This is a genomic window from Chlamydiota bacterium (genome assembly GCA_012729785.1).
GTDB lineage: Bacteria > Auribacterota > Tritonobacteria > UBA1439 > UBA1439 > UBA1439.
The window spans coordinates 41,221-57,162 of the sequence record JAAYCL010000022.1 but is presented as its reverse complement, the minus strand read 5'-3'; the positions used below and the strand labels follow the sequence as shown (position 1 = coordinate 57,162).

The window sequence follows — 15,942 nt, the reverse complement described above, 5'->3', positions numbered from 1 at the left end:
GGAGAAGCCCCGCTCCCGACGGGCGCCGGAAGCGGGGCGTGTGTGGTATGTATGCGGCAACCTACTTCACCTTCAGCGTCTCACGGTCAACCGCGCCGAAGTAGATGAGGTTGTCGGCGGAGACGGTCTTGGTCATGTCCACCGCTCCGCCTTCGAGGTAGTAGGTTCCTGTGGCTATCCCCGAGAAGCTCGCCGAGAGAACCAGGTAGTCCCGGATGGGCTCGGTTGTCACGATGGTCCCCGCCTCGAAGCCGAGGTACGGCACCGGCGAGGCCGTGAACCCAACGCCGGACTGGTAGTACAGCGTCGAGCCGTCGGCCATCAGGATGCGCACGAACGGGTAGCACGGTACCGTCAGGGGCCACACGTCCGCCGTGACGGAGATGGCGCCCGTCGTCCCGTACTCCGTCTTGTCCGCCGTCAGGTCGATCGGGGGCGTGGGCGTGGTGGTCGGCGTCTTCGTGGGCGCGGAGGTCGGGGTGATCGTCGGCGTCTCGGTGGGCACCTGTTTGATGCAATAGAGGCGGTTATCAGCAGAGCCGACATACACCCGCCCGTCACTCCCGAGCGCGGGCGAAGAGGGGTAGAACGAGCCGCCAGTAACATAACTCCACGACAGCGATCCGTCCGAGGCGATGGCATAGAGACTGTTATCCAAAGAGCCGACATACACCCGCCCGTCACTCCCGAGCGCAGGCGAGGAGTACACATTACCGACGGTTTCATAACTCCACGACAGCGCTCCGTCGGAGGCGACGGCATAGAGCCTGTTATCATAAGAGCCGACATACACCTGCCCGTCACTCCCGAGCGCAGGCGAAGAGTGTGCCACATTATAGCCGGTTGCATAACTCCACTCCAGCGCTCTGTCGGAGGCGATGGCATAAATCCTGTAATCATGAGAGCCGAAATACACCCGCCCGTCACTCCCGAGCGCGGGAGAGGAGTACACATACCCGTTGGTTTCATAACTCCACTCCAACGCTCCGTCGGGGGCGATGGCATAGAGCTTGTTATCATAAGAGCCGACATACACCAGCCCGTCACTCCCGAGCGCAGGCGAGGAGAGCACCCAAGCGCCGGTTTTATAACTCCACGACAGCGCTCCGTCGGAGGCGATGGCATAGAGCCTTTGATCTTCTGAGCCGACATACACCCGCCCGTCACTCCCGAGCGCGGGCGAGGAGCCCACATACCAGCCGGTTACATAAGTCCACGACAGCGCTCCGTCGGAGGCGATGGCATAGAGCATGTTATCATTAGAGCCGACATACACCCGCCCGTCAGTCCCGAGCGCGGGCGAGGAGGTCACCCGATAGCCGGTTTCATAACTCCACGATAGCGCTCCGTCCGAGGCGATGGTATAGAGCCTGTTATCCCGAGAGCCGAAATGCACCCGCCCCTCACTCCCGAGCGCAGGCGAGGAGCTGTGCATATAAAAGCCGGTTTCATAACTCCACGCGAGTTCTGGATTTGACGGCCCCGTGTACTCGCTCCGCCCCGTGTGCTGCAAATCGTGCCGGAACATCGGCCACGGGGTGTCGGCGAGTTCGGCGTGTGTGGGGGAGCCAGCGACAAGGGATGCAACGAGGGCAAGCGTCAGACAGAAGGAGAGTTTATTCACGACTGCCTCCTTTCGGCATATTCGCGAGAGATGCCGCCAGGAAAAGACAACGGCGCACCTTTTCAATGACGCGCCTGAAGTCTGCGCCAGGTTCGCTTTGACAACCCATCTTCACAGGGGATACCTCCCCTCCGCGAATCAATGTACTCCTCTCCCGCTGGCTGTCAATCCCCCCGGGGGGGGATTTTGAGGAAAACCGCATCCGGGATTTGTGACCAAATTTTGACCATTCCATATCCCCAACGTGGTTGTTAGTGACATCTATGGCTATCTAACTTTGGGATATAACTTGTTGGGCTGGAACGTAATTGCTTTGTTTGGCGGGTGTTATGGGAAATGGTCGGATGGCATTTTCAGTGCAGCGCTCTGCCAACTGAGCTACCCCGGCACTCCCGGAACGCGCACGCTATACTACAGGAAGGGAGACGATGCCATAGGATTTCGCCGCCCCGCCCCCGCCGCGGGGCGGCGTCCTCCCCTCCCCGATACGACGCGGGATGTCGGGCGGATGCAGGGAGCGACCGCACTCAGCCCCGCCCTTGCCCGGGGCGGCGCCCTCCCCTCCCCGACACGACGCAGGATATCTGGCGGATGCAGGGAGCGACCGCACTCAGCACCGCCCTTGCGCGGGGCGGCGTCCTCCCCTCCCCGACACGACGCGGGATGTCTGGCGGATGCAGGGAGCGGTCGCACTCAGCCCCACCCTTGCGCGGGGCGGCGTCCTCCCTTCCCCGACACGACGCGGGATGTCGGGCGGATGCAGGGAGCGACCGCACTCAGCCCCGCCCGCCCCTCCCCTGACAGCCGCCCCTTTCGGGAACGGCACGGCGCGCATCCCCGCACCCCGAACCTCCTGCATCCGTGCAGGCTCGACGGTCGGCTCGCCGAGGATCCGTCCCGCACCCCGCGCGCATTCCGCCTGTCGGCCGCGGACGATCCGGGCGGTTCATTCGCCTTCCTTGGCCGAGCGGGCCTTGCACGCCTCCTCGACGGACTGGCCGAGCACGACGCGCCCGAGCCTCTTGTGCCCGCACCGCCCGTAGCAGTCCCTCCACGCCGTTCCGAGCCTCCCAGTGAACATCGGCTGCGCGGCGGCCAACCCCTTCCAGACCGACGCGAACTCGTCCACCGCCTTCCTGGCCGCATCCTCGTCCCACGCCTTCATCACCGCCCCTCCCCGTTAGGCGGGAGCCCTGCGCCCCCGCTCACCATACTAGTCGCGGGAAAAGGGGAAAAGTTTCAAACTATTTTCAAAAAATCCCCTTCATGCGAGCATCCCTGCTACATCCCCGCCCGGCGCGCGCGAGCCGCCGGCCAGCGGCGCGGATGCGTGCGAGACGGCGTGGGTGCGTGCGAGCCGCCTATCCGCGGCGGATATGCGTGCGAACCTGCGCGGATGCGCGCAAGACGGCGTGGATGCGTGCGAGACGGCGTGGATGCGCGCGAGCCGCCGGGCCGCGTCGCGGATGCGCGCGAAAAGGCGGGGCTGCGGGCCGGCGGCGCGGGAAGCTTGGAGGGGAGATTCGCGAGGGTTGGCGAAATGGTCGCGGGCACACGTCGCACGGCGCGCAGGCGTACAATGCGCACCTTCTCTCTCGCACAAGAGGCCCGCAAAAAATCGCGAAAAGATTTGACAGGCGGGAGTGAAATCCCTACCATCAGGTGTGCGGTCTCTGTCATGTTCGTACAGGGCACGGTTAACAGCCCAATACGCACAGACGGGAATCCCGACGCGGCCGGAAGTGACCGGTCTCCGGGCCGGACGTGGAACGCCGCAAAGGATGCCCACGTGGTATCCGAAGGGCTGTACTAACAGCCTCGCCCTTACGGCATCGCGGCGGAGGCCGCACATCTTTCCCCCGACGGTTCATTCGCCCTGTCCGTCCGTCCGGTGCACGCCAATCCCGCGCGACAGGCGCCTGGAGGATCTCGAACCGTGGGCGCGGAGGCGTCCCCTCAGGACGGCTCCGCGGGCGGAGGCGATGCGGCTTTCGCGGGGGAGGCGGCGTTTTCGCGCTCCCCCCCCGACTCCGTGACGGTCTTGAGTTCGCGGTACCGGTCGAGATGCTCCCGCGCAGCCTTTTCGTCGCGCAACCTGTCGCGCAGCAGCAGCCCCAGGGCGAGGTGCGCCTCCGCATACCCCGGCGCGCTCTCGATCGCCCGCGCGTACTCCTCCCGCGCCTGGGCGTGGGCCCCCAGATCCTCGTAGAACCTCCCGAGCGCGTAGTGCGCGCGGTGGTAGCCGGGCTTGAAGTGCAGGGCGAGCTTGAACTCGCGCAGCGCGGCGCTCCGCAGCCCCTTCCGCTGATAGATGAGCCCGAGGTTGTAGTGCGCGTAGCCGTGGGCGGGGTCGAGACGGATCACGCGCTTGTACTCCTCCGCGGCGGCGTCGAACTCGTTCCGCTCGTGGTGGAAGACGCCGAGGTTGTAGCGGAGGGTGGCGTTCTCCGGGTTCCGATCCACAAGCAGGCGGTACTCGTCGACGATGTCCCTCCCCTCCCGCACCGCCCCCGCGAGCTCCTTTCTGAGTTCCTCCGCGGCGGTGACGGACAGATCGCCTGAGGAGAGCGCCTTGCGATAGAGGTAGATCGCCTTGCCCGCGTCCTCCAGAGGGCCGCGGTAGAGCGCGGCCAGCCTCTTGAGGCAGCCCGCATCGTCCGGCCGCAGGCGGAGGGCGTACTCGTACTTCGCCGCGGCGTCGGCGTGCTCGCCCCGGCGCGCGAGGTCGTCGGCCCAGGCGGCATAGGTGTCCGCCAGCTCCCCCCTGAGCGGAAGCGCCTCGTCCGAGGCGAGCGCTGTCGTGTAGCTGCGGACCGCACCCGCGTAGTCCCCGAGGCCGCGCGCGGCGCGCCCGAGGCCGACCAGCGCCTGCACCCGGCCGGGGTCGAGCGCGAGCGCCTCCTCGAAATGCGTCTTCGCGTTCCCGAAATCGGCGTTGTCGAGATAGAACTGCCCCAGCCCCCCGTGCGCGTCGGCGAGCGGGGCCGCGGCCGGAAGTGCCGGATCGAGACGCCGCGCCTCGCCCAGATGCCTCGAGGCGCTGCGGTAGCTCTTCTTCTTGAGCATCAGGAGGCCGAGCTGGAAGGCCGCGTCCGCCATTCCGGGGTCGAGTTCCGCGGCCTTGGAGAGTTCCTGCTCCGCCCCCGCGGGGTCGCCGCCGTGGAGGCAGACCATGCCGAGATTGAAACGCGCGATGGCGTTGTCGGGCTGCTCCGCGAGCACCTTTCGGTAGTGGAGGGCGCTCCTGCCCGCATCGAACCCGCGGCCGTACCGTTCGCCGTCGGCGTACTCGTAGCAGACGGCGAGGTTGTAGTGCACCGGGACGCTGTCGCCCCCCAGGAGGAGGGCCTTCTCGAACGTGGATATCGCCTCCGCGTAGGCGCCCTGCCGCATCAGGAGCACGCCGCGGTTGAAGAGGGCCGGCAGGCTCCCGGGATCGATCTCCAGCACCCGATCGAACGAAGCCAGCGCCTCGCCGGTCCTCCCCATCTCTCCGAGAACGATCCCGAGGTTGAGGTGCACGGCGGGGTCCGACGGCGCGAGCTCGGCCGCGAGGCGGAACTGCTCCGCCGCCTTCACGAGCTCGGCCTGCGCGCGGTACCGGACGCCGAGGCGGAAATGCGCATCGGCGGAGAGCGGGTCCCCGGGAGCCGCGATCACGCGCTCCGAGGTCCCCGCGGCGAGCGGGTCGAGGGAGACGCCGAGGGGACCGTGCGGGGTCCGGGCGTCCGCGGAATCGGTGGAGACGGCCAGCGCCGCGGCGGCGGCGAGGAGGATGCGAAGCGGGGTCATAGGGTTCCGGGCGGAGGGGGCCTGCGCACGAGCAGGACGGCGCCGACGACGAGCAGCCCCACGACAGCGCCGCCGAGGCCGCCGGCGGCGATCAACATCCGCATCCGGGGCCCCTGGCTGAGCGGGATGGAGGGGGCCGCGATATCCACGATCTCCATCCCGACCGACCATGCGCCCGGGGAGAACTTCGTCTGCGCGTCCTCGTGCACGGCGCGCGCGTTCTCGACTGCCTTCTGCCGCGCCTGGAACTCGCCGACGAGCGCGCCGATTTGATTTTCGTCGGCGGCGGCGAGGGAGGCGATCCGGCCGGCGGCCAGACGCGCCTCGCGGAGCCGCTCCACTTGCGCCATGAGCACCGAGGCGGCCCGTTTCGTCCTGCTCTGGTCGAGGGCGAGGTCGCTGTACACCGGGTTCAGTTCGCGGCGCTGCTCCTTCACCGTGTCGGCGGGCTTGTCCTTCAGGAGCTCCTTGATCTTCTGGACCTCCTGCTCGTAGCGGGCGCGGAGCGGGTGCCGGTCGGTCGAATCGACGCTCAGGCGCTGGAGCTCCATCTGCTTCTCGGCGAGCCGCTGCTGCATCTCGCGCACCACGGGGTTCTCCTCCCTGAGCTGGAAGGTGACCACGTACTTCTCCTCGCGCGCGAGGCTCTCGGCGAGCGCCGCCTCCCGGGCGTTGAGGGCGCGCAGACGCTCCTCCGCCTCGGAGAGCTCCCGGTCGATCCGGGCGACCTCCCCCCCCACGATGCGCGACAGGCGCTCGCCGCGGGCGAGCCTCGAGAGGGTCTGGGCGGCGACGGCGGGGGGGACCCCCACCTGCTCCACGAGGAACTCCTTGAGGGCGTCACCGGCCTTCTCGCGGAGCGCCTCCTCCTTGACGAGGCGCTCCTTCAGACGGGCGGTCTCCTTCCGGCCGTGCTCGCCGCGGAGCTGCGTGCGCCCCGCCTGGAAGCTGTCCACCCATGCGCGAACGAACGCGTCGGCGACACCGGGTTCCCCGGCCCGGTAGCCGAGCCGGATCCGGCCCTCGTCGATGACGGAGGCCCAGACGCGCTCGGTGAGCTCCTCGACCGACAACCGCCTCTGCGCGCCCCCCGACTGGCGGGCGGCCTCGATCAGCACCGGCGTCTCGAGCATCTGGCGCCGAAGCTCCGCGATCCCTCCCTGGCGGAGCGGGGTGCCGCGCACCGCCACGGTCGCCTCGCAGAGGAAGAGCGGTTCGCGCATGAAGGCGTGGCACCAGCCGAGGACGGCGCCGGCGAACGTGCACAGCGGCAGAATGAGCAGCAACCGTTTCACAACGACCCTTTCGGGCGGAACGTTCGAGCGTCCCGAAGCCACACGAACGGCCGCACGCGCTGCCCGCGCTCAGCGGTCGTCCAGCGGTTCCACCCGGAGCCGGAAATTGAACCGCGCCCCCCCGATATCGAGCGTGAGAAAGGTGTTCATCCGCGTGAGGAGGATCCGGTACGGAACCTGCACCGAGTGCCCCTGGATATCCAGGCCCACACGCGTATCCCCGAGGATCTCCTCCGCGTCGCGCACCGCCTCGACCAGACGGGCGAACTTCCGGAACTTGCCGCAGAGCGCGGCGTCGAATACGTACTCCCGCCCGCAGGCGGGGCAGGACACCTTCGTCTCGTCCCCCGCCGACAGGAACGGGAAGGCGAGGAGCTGGCGGCACTCCCCGTTCACGCAGTGAAACTCTATCGCGCTGTCTTTCTTCACGGTCACTCTCCCGGGCCGCTTCCCTGCGCGGCCGGATATGCACTATACCATATGCCCGGCGCGGCGGAAAAGGCAAATGCCCGCTCAGGACGGAGGCCCGGCGGGCTCCTCACCCACCTCGATCTTCCCGACCACGAAATCCTCCAGCCCCGGGTCGGTGTAGCGGCATTTCGGGAAGCTGCCGGAGTAGTCGTAGGCGCCCCCGTACGGCACGTCGCGCGGGCCGTTCCCCCCCGCGGCGGTGTGGAAGAGCCCGACGCGGATGAGGTAGCGCCCCGCCGGGGCGTATCGCGGGAGGTAGATGGTGAACGGCCCGACCTCCCGGGGGACGCCGACCGGCCAGGTCGTGACCGGCGGGTACGGGACGTGCTCGAGGTGGATGTACCCCGCCCGCTGGGCCGGGACCTTCACCCCCTTTTCCGCCTCCGGATAGAGGTGCACGAAGACGGAGTACGGGATGGTCTGCGGGCGGGCGAGGGAGAGCCAGGCCGATAGCTGGATTGTGTGGCCGAGCCGCGCGGACGGCGGTGCATCCAGTCTCTCGAAGACGACGAACGGGGTCCCCAGCACCGCGCCCGGGGGGCCGTCCTTCTCGAGTTGCAGATCCGCCAGCTCCACGACGGCCTCCTCGTCGGGCTTGGCCATGAAGAAGTGGACCTCCTTGACGCGGGCGAGGTCGAGCCACGGGGCCATCTCCGCAAGGTCCACCACCGCCCGCGTCTCCTCCCCCCCGGGGGGGAGGGGGAAGCCGCGCTCGAAACGCCGCTCCCCCGCGTCCTTGACGATCAGCATCAGCTTCCGATCCGTCCACCGCGGGACGCGCATCCGCCACGCAAGGCGCCGATACGGCGACCAGTCGCGCGCCTGCCCCGGCCCCGACAGCCGGTCGGAGAGGCGGATGCCAGGGAAACCCGGCCCGCGCCTGAACGTCACCCTCCCCCACCCCTCCCGGGAAACGAGTTCGGCGCCGTCCCTGCGCCAGCGCCCCGCCTCGGCCTCGCTGCCGAACCCCCCCAGCGTCAAGACGTTCCGAGGGAGGGGGCGCGTTTCGTGGAGGAGCGCCGCGACGGTGCGCAGGGTGCCCGGGTGGTAGCGGTGCGTCCACGCGCCGATGAGCGAGAGGGCGGCGAGGGGGAGAAACCACGCCAGGAGAACGGCCGCGAGACGGAGCGGTCTCATCGCGCCTCCTCCCGCCCCACGGGGAGGCGCGCGGCCGCGTCCAAAAAACGCCCCAGCGCCTCGCGCGTGCGCAGCAGCCTCTCGGGGTCCCGCGAGTAGTCCCAGCCGGACGCCGCCACCGCCGCGACCCGCTCCTCCAGCTCCCGTCCCGCCTTCTTCTCCGCGGCCATCCGAAGATACTCGTAATCCTCCATCCCGTCCCTGAGGACCTCCAGCCGGATCGATCCGACGGGCCCGGACGGGTGCGGGTAGTAGAGCGACCCGTTGCCGTTCTGGTCGGGCCAGGTCATCGGGTTCTCCATCGGATCCGCGAGGTGCCAGTAGTTCACGCACCAGTAGACCAGGCCGGTCGCGCCCGCCCGCCGGCAGATCCACGGGATGATCCGGGTCTCGATCGAGGGGCTGTCGAGGATGATGGTGGGGAACGGGCGCGTGGGGCTCGCCACGTAGAGCCAGATCTCCTTGCCCCGGTCGCGGAAGCGCCGCGCCGTTTCGCCGTCGAAATTGTTCAGCCGGATGCACCAGATGTCGACGTTCGGGTACCCCTCCTCGGGCGTGCAGGTGAGCATGGTGCGGATGCCCGGGTGCCCCTCGTGGATGAGGCGCGTCAGACTTTCGACCCCGCGGTACGTCTCGTCGATGACGTAGGTGTACGCGCGCCCCATCCAGCCGCGCCGCTCGAGGTGTTTCCCGAAGCTCCTGAAGACGCCGCGTACCGCGTCGGGCCCGGTGAAACCGTACCAGCCGTCGCTCCAGATCCCCTCGTCGGGGACGACGCGGGCCTCGATCGCGATGCCGAAGTCGGTCTGTCCCGCCGCGAGGTACCCCTCCACCCGCCGGTCGAACTCCGCGAAGTCGAGGAGATACCCCCCGTCCTCGACGCCCACAAGCGACGGGTTGCCGACGTTGTGTATCGGCGAGATGCGGTGCCTGAGCATGTCGAGGTAGTAGTCGCGGCAGAGGGCGTCGATCCGCTTCCGCCAGTCCGCCTCCCCCTCCCCCTCGTTTCGCGGGTAGTACCGACGCACGAGGTACTCGTAGAAGTCGAAGCCGGTCTTGAGCGTGGGGGTCGCGGGCAGCTCGAATCCCCATACCCGCAGGGTGAGGTCGACGGCGGCCGGCGCGACCCCCTCCGGCGCGACGGTGACCGTTCCCCGGTACTCCCCCGGCGGGGTGCCGGGGGGGACGAATACGGTGACCCAGAACGACCGGACGCGGCCGGGTTCGACGTCGACGCCTCCGCCGCCGACCGGGAGGAGGGGGTCGGGCCACGGCCCCGTCCGCGGCACATTGTAGTACGGGCGGCGCGTCTCCACCCATCCGGCACAACGGACCTCGATCTGGTCCGTCCCGATCAGGCCGGGCCCGCGGAGTTCCCCCGCGGCGACCCGCACCCCTTTCAGCGGCGCCTCCCCGGCGGCGACGACGACCTGGAACGACTCGTACTCGTTCCGTGCCGCGGAGATCTCCACGCGATGTGCGGGGGGACCGCGCCACTCTTCCCTGTCCGGAAACACCTTGTCGAGCGGGCCGGCGATCCCCACGGCGTACCCACCGGGCCCGAAATCGGCGGCGGTCCATTCCCGCGGCGGCCGGCGCGCGGCCTCGATCGACCCGGCGTTCCAGTTCCGCACGGTCCGGTTCGCCCAGGGGATCCTGACGTAGCCCCGCCTCCCGAGCCAGTCGCGCCCCTGGTAGAAGAGGCCCGCCTCGACGGCGTAGCGGCCCGGCGGCGCTCCGGCCGGGACAACGCAGTAAAACGGCCCCAGGCGCGCGGTTTCGCCCGGCGACCAGCGGCGCATCGGGAGCGGTATCGCCACGTCGGCGTTGATCTTCGTTTCGCCGCCCGCGAAGTGGATGAAGAGGGAGGCGCCGGGAGGGAACGGCGCGTGCGGGAGCACCGAGAACGCCAGCGGGAACTCCTCCCCGAGCAGGACCCGTTCGGGGATCTCGACTTTCAGCAGTTCGATGCGGGGGAACCGGAAGCGGAGGGCCCCGTAGAGCCACCCCGCCGCGAAAAGCGAAAGCGCGACGAGGGCGATGGTCCCCTTCCCTCTCTTCATCCGACCCCTCCCATACGCATTCACCCGGGGCCGATCCCCTCTTCCGCCCCTCCCCCGCCCCCCTCCCCGCGGAACGCCCGGAGGAGGCGCGCGGCGTTGCGGACGACGTTGAACTCCCGCTCGACCTTCCTCCGCGCCGCCGCGGCGAGGCGCGACGCGAGGGACCTGTCTTCGAGCAGGCGCTCGATCGCCGCGGCGAGGGCGGCGGGATCGTTCGGGGGGACGAGGAGACCGGTGTGCCCGTGCTCGACCAGCTCGGGTATCCCCGACACGGGACAGGAGACGACGGGGACGCCGATCGCCATCGCCTCCATCAGGGAGACCGGGATGCCGTCCATCACGCCGCTGCGTTTCGGCGCGGGGCGCGACGGAAGGGCGAAGACCGACGCCCTCGCCATCATCGCGAGCACCTCCTGCGGCGTGCGCTCCCCCTCCATCGAGACCAGCCCGCGGAGCCGGAGGCGGTCGATGAGCCTCTCGAGCTCCGCCCGGTCCGGCCCGTCGCCGACGATGCGGCACGAGAAGACGGCGCCGCGGTCGCGCAGGAGCGCCGCCGCCCCGAGGAGCGTCTCGAACCCCTTGATCGCCATCAAACGGCCGACGGCGAGCACCATCCGGCTCCCCGTCTCGGGCGACGCAGAGGGGAGCCGGCCGAGGTCGAGACCGCAGTGCAGGACCTCGACCTTCGACGCCGCGTCCGGCCCGACCGCATCGAGGATGAACCGGCGGTTGTACTCCGAGATGGCGAAGACGCGGCGGGCGAGACGGACCTTGACGCCGAGCAAAAGCTGGCTCTGGAAGATGTCGTGGGCGTGGGCGGTCGCCGTGAACGGGATCCCCGTCAGGCGCGAGATGACGAACGCCGCGGTGGCCGGGTAGTTGGCGAAATGCGCGTGGACGTGCCGCACCCCCTCCGCCTCGAGGATGCGGGCGAAGAGGACCGTCTTGGGGAACAGGGCCGCGGTCTTGGCCAACTCCACCGGGCTTCGCCAGAGGCGGGCGGCGAGGAAGGCGATCGAACCGAGGTAGCGGCGCGGCCGGGCGAGGAGGAGGCGGAGGTTCGCCGCCAGCACCGCCCGCGAGAACAGGTACGGCGCATAGCGCGTGCGGGGGAGCAGCGGACGCGCCTCCTCGTCGACGATCTTCTCCGAGAAGTCGCGCAGGGAGAGGACGGTCAGCTCCGCGCCCCGCCTGAGGAGCTCGCGCATCTCCCGAAGCACGAACGTCTCCGAGTAGCAGGGGAACATCACCACGACGTAGGCGACGCGGACGGGGGGTCCGGGATGCGGGGCCGCCGCGCCGCGTTTGTTCCTCATCGGCGTCTCCACAAGAGCCTCCGCAGGTAGTGGACCACGCTCCGGCGGCGCGAGGAGAGGAACCGGGCGAGCGAGAAGAGGCGGCGGTTGCGGATGTAGAACGACAGGTAGGCGCGCGCCTGCCACCGTTCGAGCTCGCGGCGGCCGATCCCCACCATCTCGAGCGCCCCGCCGAAATACTTGTCGTACTCCTTCCAGTCGCGGCTGATAAGGCGGTACCCCCCCTCCCCGCGGGCCGCCATCGCGGCGATCTCGGTGCCGGGATACGGGACCATCACGCCGAAGGCGACGGTGGTCGGGTTGAGCTCGCGGGCGAAGGCGATCGTCTGCCGGATGGTCTCCCGGGTCTCGCCGGGGTGGCCGATGATGAAGAAGGCGGCCGTGCGAAGGCCCGCCTCGCGGGCGAGGCGGATCATCTCGCGCGCCTTCTCCTTCGTGATCCCCTTGTGGACCCGGTCAAGGATCTCCTGGTTTCCCGACTCGATCCCCACCCCGACGCGCACGCACCCCGCCGCGCGCATCTTCCGGTACAGGGCCGCGGAACGGCAGTCCACGCGGGCGTTGGCGAACCAGGGGGTCGTATGGAGCCGCTTGGCGATGAGGAGGTCGCAGATCGCCGTCGCCCGACGTTCGTCGAGCGTGAACACCTCGTCGGAGAAGGAGATCTCGGCGGGTTTCCTCGTCGCGACCAGCCACTCGAACTCCCTGACCACCCCCTCGACGCTCCGGAAACGCACCCGGTCGCCGAGGACCCGCATGCAGAAGCTGCACCGGTACGGGCAGCCGCGCGAGGAGAAGATCTGGTACTCCCGCGAGGGGCCGTACAGGTCCCAGGCGGGAAACGGGAGCGCGTCGATGTCGCGCCGCCACGGGCGCGGCGGATTCGCGGCGGCGGCGCCGCCGGAGGAACGGTGGGAGAGCCCGTCGATGCCCGCCGCCCCCCGTCCGGATCGGAGCGCGTCCGCGAGGGCGAGGAGCGTCTCCTCCCCCTCGCCGAAGGCGGCGAAGTCGAAGTCGGGGAACTCGGCGAGCGTCTCGAGGGGGAGCGCCGTCGCATGCGGGCCGCCGATGACGGTCCGGAGCCCCGGGAGGACGGCGCGGGAGGCCGCGGCGATCTCGGCGGCGCGGCGCACCTCGTGCGTCATCGCGGTGAGGCCGAGGAGGGACGGCGAGAAGCCGCGTATCCTCTCCAGGACGGCTTCGAGCCCCAGCCGGTCGAACTTCGCGTCCGCGATGGCGACCGGGTACCCGTGGAGGCGCAGGTAGGCGGCGAGGTAGCCCAGCCCGAGGAGCGGCATCCGGTACCAGTCGCCCTGCACGATCTCCTCGGGCGCCGGGTTCACCAGCATCACCCTGAATGCGCGTCGCCGATCTTCTATTTCCATGAGAGCCTGCCCCCACGGGTGAAGTAGACCGCCGTCCCGCAGAGGGCGGCGGCGTTGCCGGCGAGGAACTTCCTCGCCGCGGAGGAGAGCTTCCCGCCCGGCCCCGTCCCCCGGATCAGCGCCAGGGCGGCCGCGGCGAGGAAAACGGCGGCCGCCGCGGCGGGGGCGCGCACGAGCGCCGACAGGCAGAGGGCGAGAAGCAGGAACGGCGACGCGAGGCGGAGGATTTTGTGCGAGAGGAACTGCCAGCAGACCCGCGGCCGGCGCAGCGACAGGAGTTTCCGGCAGTAGAAGAGCTGTTGCCAGTTCCCGGCGGTCACGCGGACGCGGCTGCGGAAATCCCCCATCCGCGGGTCGAGATCGTCCACGACCGCGTCCTCCTCGAGCACCATCCTGTGCCCGCGCGCCACCATCAGCGCCGGGATCACGAAGTCGTCGTTGATCGTGTCGGGCGGGGGGGCGACGAAGAGGGAGCGCCGGAGGGCGTACATCGCCCCCGTCGCCCCCAGGAGCGTCGCCCACCGGCTCTGGGCGCGCTTGATGGCGAACTCGTAATCCCAGTAGAGGAGCTCCCCCGCCCCGCCCGAACGCTCGAGGCCCGGGGAGCGGTACCAGCCGCAGACGCCGCCGACCTCCGGGTCGGCGAAGTTGGCGGCCATCGCGCGCAGCGCCCCGGGGCGGAGCATCCCGCTCGCGTCCGAGAAGACGAGGATCTCGCCGCGGGCGCGCGGCAGGGCGTCAAGGAGGGCGGCCAGCTTGCCCCGCCGCTCCGGGAACTCGACGACCTCCACCCCGCGCCCCGCGTACCGGCGCGCGAGCTCCGCCGTGCGGTCGGTCGACCCGTCGGAGACGACCAGCAGCTGAACCTTCCCGGGCGGGTAGTCGAGGGCGAGGGTGTTCTCGATCTTCTCCTCGATAACCCGCTCCTCGTTCAGCGCAGGGACGATGACGGTCGCCGAAGGGGCCGCATCGCCGGCGCGCACCGGCCGGGGGAAGAGGCGGGCCAGGAGGAGGACGAGGAGCGGGTAGACGAGGTAGGCGTAGGCCAGGAGCGAGGCCGAGACCAGCACTGTCCAGGCGGCAACGGTCATGGATGGCGTCCAGTCAATTCAATCCGCCGCGCGAGACGGCTGCGTCCCCGGTTTCGGCCCCCGCGTTTCGGGGCCCGCCTCCCCTCGACGCATCGAGGGAGGCGAGCAGCTCGCCCACGGGGGCGAAGCGGAACTCCTCGAGGAGCCGCTCCAGCTTCGCGGCGTTGCGGCTGATGCCGCCGTAGTGCCTGAGGCGCGCCAGGCGCGGGAGCGGGGCGACGGGGAGGCGTGCATCGAACTCCCACGGATGCGCGAAGACCGCCGCGGGTCTCCCCTCTCGGTGCGCCGCCCTGATCGCCCCGCGCGTCCAGGCGTAGGGCAGGAGCCGCAGGTATCCGCCCCCTGCGGCCGGGAGCGTCATCCCGGCGATGCGCCGCGTGAATCCCGGATACTCCCAGAGCCGGCGCCCCCCCCCCTCGAGCACGACGTACGGGAAACGCGGCGACCCCGGGATGCCGTAGCGGTCGTGCCGGATCGGGTAGATCGAGGCGTCGTAGCCGAACCCCTGGTCGAGGAGCACCTCCAGCGCCCACCGCGTCCGCTCCGTGACGGAGAAGGTGGGGGCGCGGTACCCCGCCACGCGCGTCCCCGCGGCATCTTCGAGAAGCTCGCGCGCGCGCCTGACATCCCGGGCGAACTCCTCGCGGGTCTGCCTCGTGATCATCGCGTGCCCGAAGCCGTGGCAGGCGATCTCGTGCCCCGCGGCGGCGATCCGTTTCACGAGCCGCCCGTGCCGTTGCGCCACCCACCCCAGGACGAAGAAGGTGGCCCTGACGCCGCGGGCGGCGAGGATGTCGAGGATGCGCCCGACCTGCGTCTCGCAGCGGCTCTCCAGACGCTCCCATCGCGCGGGCGGGAAAAGCCCGGCGAACGCCTCCGCCTGGAACCACTCCTCGACGTCGAAGCTGAGCGCGTTGACGGTGTCGGAAAACAGATGCATAGTCTACCGTCCCGCAGAATGCACGGGGGCACGGAACCTGCTGTCGCCATCGGCGGCCACGGACGAACACGGATGCGAATCCCGCCGCCGATCCCCCATGAAGATCCGCGGCGGGAGGGACCCGTGTCTCCGTGCGCCCCCCGCCTCCTCTGCGGCAACGTTCAGCGCTTCATGGCGACGGCGAAATGAAGCTTCCCCACCCTTCCCACGCGCGCCGGCGACCAGCCGGTCTCCTCCAGGAGACGCCACACGCGGGCGCGGGTGTAGAAATACACGGGGCAGCCCCGCGCGGCGAGGCGCGCCTTCCGCAACGGCGCGCGCCAGGTCCAGAGGCGCGGGAAGGTGGCGATCAGTTTCCCCCCCCGCCCCGCCGACGCCGCCATCCTCTCCAGGTGGGGGCGCGGGTCTGCGATGTAGTCGAAGAACCCTATCGCGAGCGTCAGGTCGTACCCACGGGCGAGCGGCGCCGAGAGGAACTCGGAGAGGACGAATCGACAGCGCGCGGCGCAGCCGCGCTCCGCGGCGAGCCGGCGGGCGAGTTCGAGCATCGGCGCCGCGGTGTCCACGCCCGTCACCCTCGCGCCGCGGAGGGCAAGCGCGATCGCGTAGCGGCCGCTGCCGCAGCCGACGTCCAAAACCTCCGCCCCCGACGCGTCGGCGCACTCCCGCATCGTCTCGTCGAAACGGGCGCCTATGTCCCGGCGCAGCGTCCGGTCGAGCCAGCGCCTGACCGGTCCCTTCGACCCCGAGTAGATCGCGTCGAAGGTGGTCGCCTCCGCCTCCCAGAACTCCCTCACCCTGTCGGCCATCGAACCTCCCGTTCCCGCG

11 protein-coding genes and 1 pseudogene are annotated in these 15,942 nt (G+C 69.9%); all 12 read right to left on the bottom strand.

The window, feature by feature from the left end; genetic code table 11:
- Nucleotides 1–658 precede the first annotated feature (658 nt).
- Nucleotides 659–1,528, bottom strand: a pseudogene (locus tag GXY35_04995) (PQQ-like beta-propeller repeat protein).
- Between the two features lie 1,042 nt (nt 1,529–2,570).
- Nucleotides 2,571–2,792, bottom strand: a complete 222-nt coding sequence (locus tag GXY35_04990) for a hypothetical protein (GenBank protein NLW93941.1) — start codon at nt 2,790–2,792, stop codon at nt 2,571–2,573.
- Between the two features lie 788 nt (nt 2,793–3,580).
- Nucleotides 3,581–5,416 (bottom strand): tetratricopeptide repeat protein, encoded by a 1,836-nt coding sequence (locus GXY35_04985; protein ID NLW93940.1) that lies wholly within the window; start codon nt 5,414–5,416, stop codon nt 3,581–3,583.
- Nucleotides 5,413–6,711 carry a hypothetical protein gene (locus GXY35_04980; GenBank protein NLW93939.1) on the bottom strand — a complete coding sequence of 433 codons (1,299 nt, stop codon included), beginning with the start codon at nt 6,709–6,711 and terminating at the stop codon, nt 5,413–5,415. The genes GXY35_04985 and GXY35_04980 overlap by 4 nt, the downstream gene beginning before the upstream one ends.
- A gap of 69 nt (nt 6,712–6,780) precedes the next feature.
- Nucleotides 6,781–7,140 (bottom strand): hypothetical protein, encoded by a 360-nt coding sequence (locus tag GXY35_04975; protein NLW93938.1) that lies wholly within the window; start codon nt 7,138–7,140, stop codon nt 6,781–6,783.
- A gap of 84 nt (nt 7,141–7,224) precedes the next feature.
- Nucleotides 7,225–8,319: a hypothetical protein gene (locus tag GXY35_04970; protein NLW93937.1), complete on the bottom strand. Its 1,095-nt coding sequence runs from the start codon at nt 8,317–8,319 to the stop codon at nt 7,225–7,227.
- Complete coding sequence (locus GXY35_04965; protein NLW93936.1) at nt 8,316–10,382, bottom strand: DUF4091 domain-containing protein; 2,067 nt, start codon at nt 10,380–10,382, stop codon at nt 8,316–8,318. The genes GXY35_04970 and GXY35_04965 overlap by 4 nt, the downstream gene beginning before the upstream one ends.
- 20 nt (nt 10,383–10,402) lie before the next feature.
- On the bottom strand, nt 10,403–11,698 hold the full coding sequence (locus tag GXY35_04960; protein ID NLW93935.1) for a glycosyltransferase family 4 protein: 1,296 nt from the start codon (nt 11,696–11,698) through the stop codon (nt 10,403–10,405).
- Nucleotides 11,695–13,083 carry a radical SAM protein gene (locus GXY35_04955; GenBank protein NLW93934.1) on the bottom strand — a complete coding sequence of 463 codons (1,389 nt, stop codon included), beginning with the start codon at nt 13,081–13,083 and terminating at the stop codon, nt 11,695–11,697. Before GXY35_04955 ends, GXY35_04960 begins: the two co-directional genes overlap by 4 nt.
- Nucleotides 13,074–14,174, bottom strand: coding sequence for a glycosyltransferase family 2 protein (locus tag GXY35_04950; GenBank protein ID NLW93933.1), 1,101 nt, complete (start codon nt 14,172–14,174; stop codon nt 13,074–13,076). The genes GXY35_04955 and GXY35_04950 overlap by 10 nt, the downstream gene beginning before the upstream one ends.
- Before the next feature lie 13 nt (nt 14,175–14,187).
- A complete protein-coding gene (locus tag GXY35_04945; protein ID NLW93932.1) occupies nt 14,188–15,114 on the bottom strand; it encodes a DUF3473 domain-containing protein in 927 nt (308 codons plus the stop codon).
- 161 nt (nt 15,115–15,275) lie between these two features.
- Nucleotides 15,276–15,923 (bottom strand): class I SAM-dependent methyltransferase, encoded by a 648-nt coding sequence (locus GXY35_04940; GenBank protein NLW93931.1) that lies wholly within the window; start codon nt 15,921–15,923, stop codon nt 15,276–15,278.
- Nucleotides 15,924–15,942 lie beyond the last annotated feature (19 nt).

Bases quoted from the DNA above. Each gene is read 5' to 3' on its own strand.
- GXY35_04970 (NLW93937.1), bottom strand. From the start codon at position 8,319: ATGAGACCGCTCCGTCTCGCGGCCGTTCTCCTGGCGTGGTTTCTCCCC.
- GXY35_04950 (NLW93933.1), bottom strand. From the start codon at position 14,174: ATGACCGTTGCCGCCTGGACAGTGCTGGTCTCGGCCTCGCTCCTGGCC.
- GXY35_04955 (NLW93934.1), bottom strand. From the start codon at position 13,083: ATGGAAATAGAAGATCGGCGACGCGCATTCAGGGTGATGCTGGTGAAC.
- GXY35_04960 (NLW93935.1), bottom strand. From the start codon at position 11,698: ATGAGGAACAAACGCGGCGCGGCGGCCCCGCATCCCGGACCCCCCGTC.
- GXY35_04940 (NLW93931.1), bottom strand. From the start codon at position 15,923: ATGGCCGACAGGGTGAGGGAGTTCTGGGAGGCGGAGGCGACCACCTTC.
- GXY35_04965 (NLW93936.1), bottom strand. From the start codon at position 10,382: ATGAAGAGAGGGAAGGGGACCATCGCCCTCGTCGCGCTTTCGCTTTTC.
- GXY35_04985 (NLW93940.1), bottom strand. From the start codon at position 5,416: ATGACCCCGCTTCGCATCCTCCTCGCCGCCGCCGCGGCGCTGGCCGTC.
- GXY35_04945 (NLW93932.1), bottom strand. From the start codon at position 15,114: ATGCATCTGTTTTCCGACACCGTCAACGCGCTCAGCTTCGACGTCGAG.